This window comes from Mesorhizobium sp. M7A.F.Ca.ET.027.02.1.1 (assembly GCF_004022985.1).
In the GTDB taxonomy this organism is placed as follows: Bacteria; Pseudomonadota; Alphaproteobacteria; order Rhizobiales; family Rhizobiaceae; genus Mesorhizobium.
Map to the genome: position 1 here is coordinate 1 of NZ_RZOL01000215.1, position 10,197 is coordinate 10,197.

Sequence of the window (10,197 nt, forward strand, 5' to 3'; positions counted from 1 at the left end):
AGCGCCGTTCGTCGGGCGGCCGCGAACGCGGCGCCGACCTGCGCTACAACATGGAAATCACCCTGGAAGAGGCTTTTGCCGGCAAGACCGCGCAGATCCGGGTGCCGGCGTCGATCTCCTGCTCTGAATGTTCGGGCAGCGGCGCCAAGCCCGGCACCCAGCCCGTCACCTGCTCGATGTGCAACGGCCACGGTAAGGTGCGCGCCACGCAAGGTTTCTTCTCGATCGAACGGACCTGCCCGCAATGCCAGGGCCGCGGCCAGACGATCAAGGATCCGTGCCCGAAATGCGCCGGCCAGGGCCGCGTCACCGAGGAGCGTTCGCTGTCGGTCAACATCCCGGCCGGCATCGAGGACGGCACCCGCATCCGCCTTGCCAATGAGGGCGAAGCCGGCCTGCGCGGCGGGCCATCGGGCGACCTCTATATTTTCCTGGCGGTCAAACCGCACGAGTTCTTCCAACGCGACGGCGCCGACCTGTATTGCAAGGTGCCGATCTCGATGACGACGGCAGCCCTTGGCGGCTCCTTCGAGGTGACGACGCTGGACGGCACGCAGACCAAGGTCAAGGTGACCGAAGGCACGCAGAACGGGCGCCAGTTCCGCCTCAAGGGCAAGGGCATGCCGGTGCTGCGCCAGCCCAATGTCGGCGACCTCTACATCCAGACCGCTGTCGAGACGCCGCAGAACCTGACCCGCCGCCAGCGTGAGCTGCTGGAGGAGTTCGAACAGCTCTCCTCGCAGGACAATTCGCCCCAATCGAGCGGCTTTTTTGCCCGCATGAAGGATTTTTTCGAGTCCTTTGGCGAACGTTGATGCACTTTGGCCAGCCTAAGCCGATTTGCAACGCGTAAATCCTTGAATCGCGTCACCCCTTGAGACGCGACGAAAATTATCTTATCCACGACATGCGTCCGGCCGCGCCTTGCCTAGCACCGCTCAGGTGCTAAGTAACTTTGCGGGGAGCGCTGAGGAGAGCTTGCATGACACGTGGCCCTGGACTGCGGAAGGCGCTTGTCGAAAAGTTCGACGACGAACTCAAATTCTTCAAGGGCTGGATCGACAAGCCGAAGGCGGTTGGTTCGATCGTGCCCACCAGTTCGGTCACCGCGCGCAAAATGGCCTCGATCGTCAATCCTAAATCCGGCCTGCCGGTGCTTGAGGTCGGCCCCGGTACCGGCGTCATCACCCGCGCCATCCTCGCCCAGGGCGTGCGGCCCGAAAACCTCTACGCGGTCGAGTATTCCGCGGATTTCGTCCGTCATCTGCGGCGGCTCTATCCCGGCGTCAACGTCATCGAGGGCGATGCCTTCAATCTCAACGCCACGCTTGGCGACAAGAGCGGGATGATCTTCGATTCCGTCGTTTCCGGCGTGCCGCTGCTCAACTTCCCAGTCGCCCAGCGCATTGCCTATATCGAGAGCCTGCTCGACCGCATCCCGGCCGGACGGCCGATCGTGCAGTTGACCTACGGCCCGATGTCGCCGATCCCGGCCGGCCGTGGCAATTATACGGTCAAGCATTTCGATTTCATCCTTCGCAACATCCCGCCGACCCAGCTGTGGATCTACCGCCGCGAAGCGCATTAATTTCTCGGCGCGGGGTTGTTCGCGGATCGCCAGTGCTCACCGCATACCTTAGCAATGGCGGGAACGTCCTTCGCTTCGTCATCCACGGGCGGAGCAAGGAGCGTAGCGACGCAGCGCAGACCCGAGGATCCATGCCGCGACTTCCGAGCGCCGCTACGGCGCAGAATTCTGTTCCGCTGCACTCCTGGATAGCTGTCACGGAATGGATTCCAGGGTCTCCATGACGGAGCTTCGCCCAGGGATGACGAAGTTGGCGTTGATTTGCTCGGTCCTTGGCTGTACCTGTCCGGGAACAAGGGTGGCCAATGGCAGTGATCCCGAAAATCCTCGTCTTCGCCGGCTCGGTGCGCAGCGGCGCCTATAGCGGCAGGACGGCCGACGTGGCGCAGAAGGAACTTGCCATGCAAGGCGCCGAGGTGACCCGCATCTCGCTTGCCGACTATCCCTTGCCGATCCTGGACGAGGATCTGGAAAAGGAAAAGGGTGTTCCCGAAAACGCCCAGAAACTCGGCCGTCTGGTGATCGCCCATGACGGGCTGCTGATCGCCACGCCCGAATATAACGGCTCCATTCCGCCGCTGCTCAAGAACACGATCGACTGGGTGAGCCGGGTGCGCAGGGATGGCGGGCGGCCGGTGCGGCCACTTGCCGGCAAGGTCGTTGGCCTCTGTTCGTCCTCCAGCGGGCACTTTGCCGGCATCCGCTGCATCAACCATCTGCGCGCCGTGTTGGTACGTTGCCAGATGGAGGTGGTGACGCCGGAATGCTCGGTGCCCGAGGGTGGCAGCGCCTTCGACGAGGACGGCAATTTCCGTGACGAAAGACTGTACAAATCGATGGAGCATCTATGCCGCACGCTGATCGAAACCTCGCGCATGCTGTCCACCCGGATAGAGACATGATTGCCAGCACCTTGCAGGCCCAATCCATGCAGGAAAGGCTGATCGTCGGCCTCGACGTGCCGACAGTGAGAGAAGCCGAGCAGGCGGTGCGCGAACTCGACGGCGTCGTCTCCTTCTACAAGATCGGCTACCAGCTTGCCTTCGCCGGCGGACTCGATTTCGCCAGGGAACTGGCCAGCGGCGGCACCAAGGTCTTCCTCGACATGAAGCTGCTCGACATCGACCACACAGTGGCCAAGGGCGTCGAGAACATCGTCAAGATGGGCATGACCATGCTGACCATCCACGCCTATCCCAAGGCGATGGCGGCCGCCGTAGAGGCGGCCAGAGGCAGCGACCTTTGCCTGCTTGCCGTCAGCGTGCTGACCTCGATGGACGAGCAGGACATGATCGATGTCGGTTACGAGTACGACCCGCATACGCTGGTGCTGCGGCGCTCGGAACAGGCGCTGCATGCCGGCATGGGCGGCATCGTCTGCTCGGCCGCGGAGGCCGAGGCGGTGCGCCGCATCGTCGGGCCCGACATGGCGGTGGTGACGCCCGGCATCCGGCCGGCCGGCAGCGACCATGGCGACCAGAAGCGCGTCGTGACGCCGGGCCAGGCGATCCGCAACGGCGCCAGCCACCTCGTCGTCGGCCGGCCGATCATTGCTGCGGCCAACAAACGGGAAGCGGCCGAAGCCATCCTCGACGAGATGCGCTCGGCCTGAGATTTCCAAGAACAAGTTCGGAGACCAAGAAAATGCCCAAGGGATACTGGATCGCCCGTGTCGATGTGCGCGACGCGGAAGGCTACAAGGACTATGTCGCCGCCGCCAAGCCTGCCTTCGAGCGCTTCGGTGCGAAGTTCCTGGCGCGCGGCGGCGAGCATGAAAAGGCCGAAGGCCCCGGCCGGGCACGCAACGTCATCATAGAGTTCGAATCGCTTGCCGCCGCGCATGATTGCTACCATTCGCCGGAATACCAGCGCGCCGTCGCCATCCGTCAGAAGGTCGCCGACGGCGAAATCGTCCTGGTCGAGGGCGCCTGAGGTCCTTGCAAGCATAGTTCCGAAGAAAGTCATTCCGGTTTCACCGGAGATCATGCTCAAAATCGGATAAAGCCTGGCGGCGTTTGAAGCCCCGCAGGCCCATTTTACATCTCTTTGCTCCGGCGATTTCACGGTCATCTGCCTGGCGCAGTTGCCGGGTGCGGAGCCGTGCCGACGAGCGGTCATTCAACGCGGGTCGGATTGCCGGTTGACATGCAGGTATTTACCTGCATATTGTGCCTTATAACAGAGTGAGGCAGATGGACGCCGACAAGGTTTTCAAAGCGCTGGGCGATCCGACACGCAGAAGGCTGCTCGACCTTCTGTGCGAGCAGAACGGGCAGACGCTCAGTCAGCTTTGCGACCATCTGGACATGGCCAGGCAATCCGCCACCCAGCACCTCGACCTGCTGGAGGCGGCCAATCTGGTGAGCACGGTCAAGCGCGGCCGCGAGAAGCTGCATTTCATCAATCCCGTGCCGCTGCACGAAGTCTACGAGCGCTGGGTACGGAAATTCGAACGGCAGCGGCTCAGCCTGCTGCACGACCTGAAGCAAGAACTCGAAGGAGAAGACCGATGACCAGGGAAACGACCAGCTTTGTCTACGTGACCTATATCCGCTCGACGCCGCAGAAGGTGTTCGAGGCCATAATCAAGCCCGAGATCGCGAAGCGCTACTGGGGCCACGAGAACGTCTCCGAATGGACGCCGGGCTCGAAATGGGAGCACATCCGCGCCAATGACGAACGGACCGTCGAACTCGTCGGCAAGGTCGTCGAGATTTCGCCGCCGACCCGCCTCGTCATCACCTGGGCGAACGCTTCGCAGGCGGACGATCCGTCGAAAACCAGCCGGGTGACGTTCGCCATCGAGGAATACGACACCATGGTGCGACTGACCGTCAGCCATGACGAACTCGAAGCCGGCAGCGGCATGGCGAAAGGCGTCAGCCAGGGCTGGCCGGCGGTGCTGTCGAGCCTGAAATCCTTCCTCGAAACCGGCAGCGGCATCGACATTTTCGCCAAGCCGAAATCGGCCTGATGTTGCGACCTCAAGCAGAATCAGGCCCGTGGAGAATGACAATGACCAAGCGCTATACCGGCGGCTGCGCATGCGGCGCGATCCGTTACGAAACCAATGACGAGCCGATCTTCCAGAACCACTGCCAGTGCAGCGATTGCCAGAAGCGCTCAGGCACCGGCCACGGATCCTACCTGACCTTCGGCCAACGTGCCGATATGGCCATCACCGGGGAGGTGAGCACCTGGCGCGTGGCGGGCGCCAGCGGCAACGAAAAAATCCACACCTTCTGTCCAACCTGCGGAACGCCGGTCTTTCTGATACCCGTCGCCATGCCCGAGCTGATAGTGGTCCACGCGGCCAGCCTCGACGATCCGGAACAGTTCAGCCCGCAGATGGTGACCTACACGAGCCACGGCCATGCCTGGGACAAGATGGATCCCGCCTTGCAGGCGGTCGAGCGAATGCCGCACGGGTAAATTCCCTGGAAGTATCAGACCTCCGGAGGTACGCTGCAGGCGCTTACAGGGGGGCGCCTACATGGCCGGAAGTAATCGATATTCACCGATCGGCAAGGGCCTTTTCATCGCACAGATGCTTGTTGGCGGTATTGGCCTGGCAGCCGGCCTCTGGACGGGGAAAGCCATTTCACTGCAACATGGCCGGGGGATCTTTCTCGTAGATCGAGCCCAAGACCCGTTCCTTTATTGGTCTGCACTGATACTAGTCCTGCTCATCCTTGTCGCGTGGCCGCTCTGGTATCTCTATAGGGGTCCACCAAAGCGCTAGGCGCTACGGAGACAGCGCCAAGGTGCGCGACTGCGGCCGCGCGCTGTCAGGCAAAAAGGGTGCGACGAACACCTAACCGCTATTGCGCACGCCGTTCAGCCGGCTGGCGGCGGTCTCGGCCATGGCGTCGGCCAGCTCGAGGCCCCATTGCTGGCGGCAATAGGCGCGGAAATCGAAGCAGGGCAGGCCGGGACATACCTCGAACTCGATGAGATGGACGGTGTCGTCGGCCTCGACCCTGAGATCGATCGAAAACACGTCGCGCAGGCCGAGCCCGCTCGTCAGCCGCCCGGCGATCGCGCGAATCCTGGCGTCGGCAGCCGGCTGGCTGTCGGCAACCGCGACGAGTTCCGGCTCGGCGTAATGTCCCGCCGCTTTCGCTGCCTGCCCGGTGTCGCCGTAGAGCGCCAGGCTGTCGGCCATGGTCTGGAAATCGGCGCCTGAATCGACAAAAGCCACGCCAAGGGCTTCGACCCCGGCGCCAGGCACCAGGCCGAGGAAACTGGCGCGCACATTGCGGCCGGCGACATAGGGCTGGACGACGACATCGTCGCGATAGGCCGAAAAGACGCGCCGGCTGAGTTCCAGCGCATGGCCGAGGTCGGCCACACGCGAGTCCGGCCAGATACCGATCTTGGCGCCGAGCCGGTTGGGCTTGACGAACCAGCCGGCGGGCGAGGCCGGCGGCTCGACCAGCCATTGGCCGTCGCGCGCGAGCCCCGGCCTGCGGCACCGGCAGGCCGAGCGCGCCGAGCACGGCGCCGGAGCGGAACTTGTCCTGGCAGAGCGCGAACAGCGCATCGTCGGCGCCTATCGTCTTGAAACCGCCCAGTCGCGCCAGAGCGGGCGCCGCGCCGCCGCGAAAATAGGCAATGCCGTCGGTCAGCGTCCAGACCAGCGTTGTGCTGGGATGCTCACCGGCGAGGACGCTTGCGGCGTCGTCCAGCGCCACCGGCGTGAACGACAGGCCGCGTGCCCGGCAGGCGCGGCCAAGCATGTCGAATTCGGGGGCGAGGTCGGTCGACTGCGCCAGATAGGACGCGATTTCGCCGGCACGCTGCGGCGCATGACCGTCGGCGACCAGGCGGTCCAGGCAGGCCTTTTCCGGCTCATGGACGAGGATCAGTCTTGGCTTGCGGCTCGACATGAGATGAACGATTCCGGCAGTAAGATTGCCTACCATCGCATGGTCAAGGCGTCAGGCTCTCGTGAAACCGACACGGCGCGGGCGGTTGCGTGACAACGCACCGTCCGACCGCAGAATCCAGTTCGCTCAGGCGATCAGCACACGCGGCTCGAAGCGGCCGTTGACGGGAATATCGAGCAGAAAGGTCATGCCGCCCTGCAGATCCAGCAGACGCTGCTTCTCATCCTTGCCCGACCAGGCGGAGGTGACCGCCAGCCGATCGGCCTTGGCGCCGACAAAGGCCGGGCAGGACGGTTGCGTCACCGGCATGGCGACCGTGCGGACGAGCTTGCCGTCGGGTCCATAGGCTTCGATGACGCTGCCGCCCCAGACGGCATTCCAGAGGATGCCGTCGCGGTCGAGCACGGATCCGTCGATATAGCCCTTGGCCGAGCGGTGATCGACGAACAGCTTCGGCTCACCGGCAGGCAGACCGGTCGCCGGGTCGCAGGCGACGCGCATCAGCAGCCCGGTCGAGGTGTCGGTGTAGTAGGCGATTGCGCCATCCTCGGTAAAACAGATCGAATTGGAGACGGTGATGTCCGAAAACAGCCGGCGCAGTTCGCCTCGGAAAAACCAGTAGATCGAACCCGCACCCTTTTCCTCGCCCTTGCCCATCGTGCCCATCCACAAGGCGCCGCAGGGATGGACCCGGGAATCGTTGGAGCGCGTGACCGGATTGTCGGCCTCGACAGGCGTGTGCAGCGTCAATTTGCCGGTCGCGACATCGCGGACATAAAGGCCGGTTTCGGCGGCGATAAGCTGGCGCTTGTCGTCGATGACGGCGATGGCGCTCGCCATTTGGCCAAGCTCATGGACGGTGGCCGCGCCGCCGGACAGTTGCTTTTGCAGAAGCTGACCGTTGACGATGTCGAACCAGTAGAGCGTATCGGTGGCGGGATCGTAGCTCGGCCCCTCGCCGAGCTGGCAGACGTGATCGGAAAAAACCGAAACAATGGCTTCGCTCATCCTGCTTCTCCGAACACCGCATCCCAGGCCGCGACGGCAGCTTGCGCACGCGCGGCCACCTCGTCGACGCTCATGCCAGGTTTGAACAGGCTGGAGCCCAGACCAAAGGCGGTCACGCCGGCCGCCTTGTAGCCGGCAAAATCTTTTTCGGAGACGCCGCCGACGGCGCCGACCAATGTCTGCGCCGGCAACACCGCGCGCATCGCGGAAATGCCGCCTGCACCCAGCACGCTCGCCGGGAAGAATTTAAGCGCCGAGGCGCCGAGCTTGATCGCCTGGAAGGCTTCGGTCGGCGTGAACACGCCGGGCATCGTCACCATGCCGTAGTGCATGGCGCGCGCCATCACCTCGGCATCGATGTTGGGACTGACCAGCAGCCGCCCTCCGGCCTGGTGCAAGCCATCGACATCGGCCGGCGTCAGCACCGTGCCGGCACCGACCAGCGCCGTTTTCGGCAGCACTTGGACGATGCGGGCGATCGACGAGAACGGTTGCGGTGAGTTCAGCGGCACTTCGATCGCCTCGATGCCGGCGTCGAACAGTGCCTGGCCCATGGCCATCGCCTCGGTGGGCTTGAGCCCGCGAAGGATGGCAACCAGGCCGCGCTTGAGTTTTGGAAACGGTGCGGTCTGGCTCATCGAGCTGCTCCAATTCTTGCGATCATGCCGTTCTCGCGCGCCGCCTCGACGAGACCTGCACGCACCGCTTCGTCGGCGTCGACGGCCCGGACCTCAAGTCCGGCAAGGCCGAGTGCCTGGCTGTACAGCGTTCCCAGCGCACCGGAGGCGACCAGCACCACGGGTTCCGCACCGGCGCCGTGCCGACGGCTGGCGGAGGCGATCTCGCCGCCGATCAGAAGGCCGGACAGGCAGGCTGCGGCATCGTCGGCTTTCAGATCCTGCAGCAGGCCGGCGGCGCGGATGGAAAACAGCCGCGAGGTGACATCGCCGCCATCGCTCAATGCGGTTTCGCACCAGCGGCGGAAGAACGGATTGTCCGATGTGACCGGCTTCGGATGCTCGCCGAGCGAATGGCGCAGGATCGAATGCGCGGCAAGCACGGAAAACAGCTCGCCGGTCGGCCAGGTGCCGAAGCCGGTGACAGTGCCGTCCTCGACCAGCACCCATTTCGAATGGGTGCCGGGCATACAGACCAGCTGGCGTCCCTTGGCCGGCAAGCCAGCGCCGGCAAGCTGGGTTTCCTCGCCGCGCATGACGTCGGGCGCGTCAGTCAGTCGCTGGGCAAGGCCCGGAACGATGCGGATGTCGCGGCTCTGGCCGGGCACGCTGGCGGCACCCGCAAGGATGGCGCTAAGCGGCGCCGGCACGGTGACATAGGGTGCTTCCAGCCAGCCCTGGCGGGATCCGGCCATGCCGCAGATGATGACGGGCAGCGCCGCTGGTGCTCCCATCGCCGCCAGATGCCCTTCGAGGATGGTCGAAAAGCCCTTCTGCTGCGCCGTGATCAGGCCATCGTCGCCACGGCGTTCGGCAAGCACCTTGCCTTGCCCGTCTATCAGCCAGACCCGCATGCGGGTCGTGCCCCAGTCGACGGCGGCGACCGCCGGTGCGTTGCCGGCTGGGTTCACAGGAAACCTCCATCGACGACCAGCATCTGCGCTGTCAGCATGCGCGAGGCGTCCGAGGCCAGGAACAGCACGGTGCCAACGATGTCGTCGGGCTGCATCACCTGCTTGATGCATTGCTTGGCGACATGGGCGGCAAGCCCCTGTTCGGTCACCCAGAGCTCCCTCTGCCGCTCGGTGATCACCCAGCCAGGCGCAATGGCGTTGACGCGGATGCCGTCGACACCGAGCTTGCCGGCCAGCCCCTTGGTCAGGCCGAGGATACCGGCCTTGGCGGCCGTGTAGGACGGCATGTCGGGGTGGTTGATGAGATAGGATGTCGAGGTGAAGTTGATGATCGAGCCGCCGCCGGCCCGCTTCATGCCCGGCGCCACCGCTTGCGCGGTGAAGAAATGCGGCCGCAAATTGATCGCCTGATTGTTGTCCCAGAACCCGACCGTCACGTCCTCGACGGCGTGGCGTTCATCCCAGGCCGCATTGTTGACCAGCACGGTGACATCGCCATGCGCCTCGGCGGCCTTCGCGGCGGACGCCCGCAGGGCCTCGACGTCGCGCAAATCGGTCTTGAGATAGAGCGGCCGCTTGCCGAACGTCTTCTCGATGCGGTCGGCGAGGGCCGTGCTTGGGCCGTCGGCGATGTCGATGAAGGCGACATTGGCGCCCTGGCGCACAAACCCCTCGGTCAGGGCAGCGCCAATTCCGGAGCCGCCGCCGGTGATCAGCACCGAGGCTCCTTCGAGGTCGGCAAAATGCGCCGATGGCATCATCGTTCCTGTCTCCCAGCGCATGACCCCGAAAATCGCATCGATTTTCGGAAAGGAATCATGCGCAAAATGTAAATTGCTACAGCGTCCTTTGCGCGTCCAAAAGGACGCGCGGCGCTGTAGCGTGATCGGGGCGCATCCTAGCCACGCAAGGCGCGCGGGCAAGGGCGAACCGCCGGATTTCTGGGCTTATGTCAGACAAAACGACAATGCGCCGCACCGGATCGCACAGCGGCAGCACCAGGATTGCGGATCACGGGGATCGCCGGTCAGATCGCCTTGGCGCGCAGGGCGCCGCGGAAGGAATCGCGGAGATAGCCGAGCGTGGCGTCGGCGTCGACCGGCTTGCCGAACAGATAGCCT

The 10,197-nt window shown here is 64.2% G+C and carries 12 protein-coding genes and 1 pseudogene; 8 read left to right on the plus strand and 5 right to left on the minus strand.

Features of this window, described 5'->3' with window-relative positions; all coding sequences use genetic code 11:
* The 8 genes from EN749_RS21790 to EN749_RS21825 form a co-directional block, all read left to right on the plus strand.
* Positions 1–815 (plus strand): molecular chaperone DnaJ (locus EN749_RS21790; RefSeq protein WP_145990968.1); only part of this gene is annotated, 815 nt, incomplete at its 5' end.
* Positions 816–982: 167 nt separating this feature from the next.
* The gene (pmtA, locus tag EN749_RS21795) at positions 983–1,588 is read left to right on the plus strand and encodes a phospholipid N-methyltransferase PmtA (protein ID WP_023810874.1); all 606 of its coding nucleotides are present in this window, start codon (positions 983–985) and stop codon (positions 1,586–1,588) included.
* A gap of 305 nt (positions 1,589–1,893) precedes the next feature.
* Positions 1,894–2,490, plus strand: a complete 597-nt coding sequence (locus tag EN749_RS21800) for an NADPH-dependent FMN reductase (protein WP_127266740.1) — start codon at positions 1,894–1,896, stop codon at positions 2,488–2,490.
* Positions 2,487–3,200, plus strand: a complete 714-nt coding sequence (gene pyrF, locus EN749_RS21805) for an orotidine-5'-phosphate decarboxylase (RefSeq protein ID WP_189367642.1) — start codon at positions 2,487–2,489, stop codon at positions 3,198–3,200. Before EN749_RS21800 ends, pyrF begins: the two co-directional genes overlap by 4 nt.
* 32 nt (positions 3,201–3,232) lie before the next feature.
* Positions 3,233–3,520 (plus strand): DUF1330 domain-containing protein, encoded by a 288-nt coding sequence (locus tag EN749_RS21810; RefSeq protein WP_023762651.1) that lies wholly within the window; start codon positions 3,233–3,235, stop codon positions 3,518–3,520.
* Positions 3,521–3,780: 260 nt separating this feature from the next.
* Positions 3,781–4,101 carry a helix-turn-helix domain-containing protein gene (locus tag EN749_RS21815; RefSeq protein ID WP_127321643.1) on the plus strand — a complete coding sequence of 107 codons (321 nt, stop codon included), beginning with the start codon at positions 3,781–3,783 and terminating at the stop codon, positions 4,099–4,101.
* Positions 4,098–4,562 (plus strand): SRPBCC family protein, encoded by a 465-nt coding sequence (locus tag EN749_RS21820; protein WP_013528593.1) that lies wholly within the window; start codon positions 4,098–4,100, stop codon positions 4,560–4,562. Before EN749_RS21815 ends, EN749_RS21820 begins: the two co-directional genes overlap by 4 nt.
* A gap of 41 nt (positions 4,563–4,603) precedes the next feature.
* On the plus strand, positions 4,604–5,020 hold the full coding sequence (locus EN749_RS21825; RefSeq protein WP_128363939.1) for a GFA family protein: 417 nt from the start codon (positions 4,604–4,606) through the stop codon (positions 5,018–5,020).
* A gap of 382 nt (positions 5,021–5,402) precedes the next feature.
* Here EN749_RS21825 and EN749_RS21830 read toward each other — a convergent pair.
* The 5 genes and pseudogenes from EN749_RS21830 to EN749_RS21850 all read right to left on the minus strand — a co-directional run bounded on the left by EN749_RS21830 (position 5,403) and on the right by EN749_RS21850 (position 9,837).
* Positions 5,403–6,477 (minus strand): annotated as a pseudogene (locus EN749_RS21830) (D-alanine:D-lactate ligase-like protein).
* A 126-nt stretch (positions 6,478–6,603) separates the two neighbouring features.
* Positions 6,604–7,485, minus strand: a complete 882-nt coding sequence (locus EN749_RS21835; protein ID WP_128363940.1) for an SMP-30/gluconolactonase/LRE family protein — start codon at positions 7,483–7,485, stop codon at positions 6,604–6,606.
* Positions 7,482–8,123 carry a 2-dehydro-3-deoxy-6-phosphogalactonate aldolase gene (locus EN749_RS21840; protein WP_063173488.1) on the minus strand — a complete coding sequence of 214 codons (642 nt, stop codon included), beginning with the start codon at positions 8,121–8,123 and terminating at the stop codon, positions 7,482–7,484. The genes EN749_RS21835 and EN749_RS21840 overlap by 4 nt, the downstream gene beginning before the upstream one ends.
* A complete protein-coding gene (locus EN749_RS21845; protein WP_128363941.1) occupies positions 8,120–9,073 on the minus strand; it encodes a 2-dehydro-3-deoxygalactonokinase in 954 nt (317 codons plus the stop codon). Before EN749_RS21845 ends, EN749_RS21840 begins: the two co-directional genes overlap by 4 nt.
* Complete coding sequence (locus EN749_RS21850; protein WP_128363942.1) at positions 9,070–9,837, minus strand: SDR family oxidoreductase; 768 nt, start codon at positions 9,835–9,837, stop codon at positions 9,070–9,072. Before EN749_RS21850 ends, EN749_RS21845 begins: the two co-directional genes overlap by 4 nt.
* Positions 9,838–10,197: the final 360 nt, after the last annotated feature.

Coding starts and splice junctions, on each gene's coding strand:
- pyrF (WP_189367642.1), top strand. CDS start 2,487: ATGATTGCCAGCACCTTGCAGGCCCAATCCATGCAGGAAAGGCTGATC.
- pmtA (WP_023810874.1), top strand. CDS start 983: ATGACACGTGGCCCTGGACTGCGGAAGGCGCTTGTCGAAAAGTTCGAC.
- EN749_RS21825 (WP_128363939.1), top strand. CDS start 4,604: ATGACCAAGCGCTATACCGGCGGCTGCGCATGCGGCGCGATCCGTTAC.
- EN749_RS21810 (WP_023762651.1), top strand. CDS start 3,233: ATGCCCAAGGGATACTGGATCGCCCGTGTCGATGTGCGCGACGCGGAA.
- EN749_RS21840 (WP_063173488.1), bottom strand. CDS start 8,123: ATGAGCCAGACCGCACCGTTTCCAAAACTCAAGCGCGGCCTGGTTGCC.
- EN749_RS21820 (WP_013528593.1), top strand. CDS start 4,098: ATGACCAGGGAAACGACCAGCTTTGTCTACGTGACCTATATCCGCTCG.
- EN749_RS21835 (WP_128363940.1), bottom strand. CDS start 7,485: ATGAGCGAAGCCATTGTTTCGGTTTTTTCCGATCACGTCTGCCAGCTC.
- EN749_RS21850 (WP_128363942.1), bottom strand. CDS start 9,837: ATGATGCCATCGGCGCATTTTGCCGACCTCGAAGGAGCCTCGGTGCTG.
- EN749_RS21815 (WP_127321643.1), top strand. CDS start 3,781: ATGGACGCCGACAAGGTTTTCAAAGCGCTGGGCGATCCGACACGCAGA.
- EN749_RS21800 (WP_127266740.1), top strand. CDS start 1,894: ATGGCAGTGATCCCGAAAATCCTCGTCTTCGCCGGCTCGGTGCGCAGC.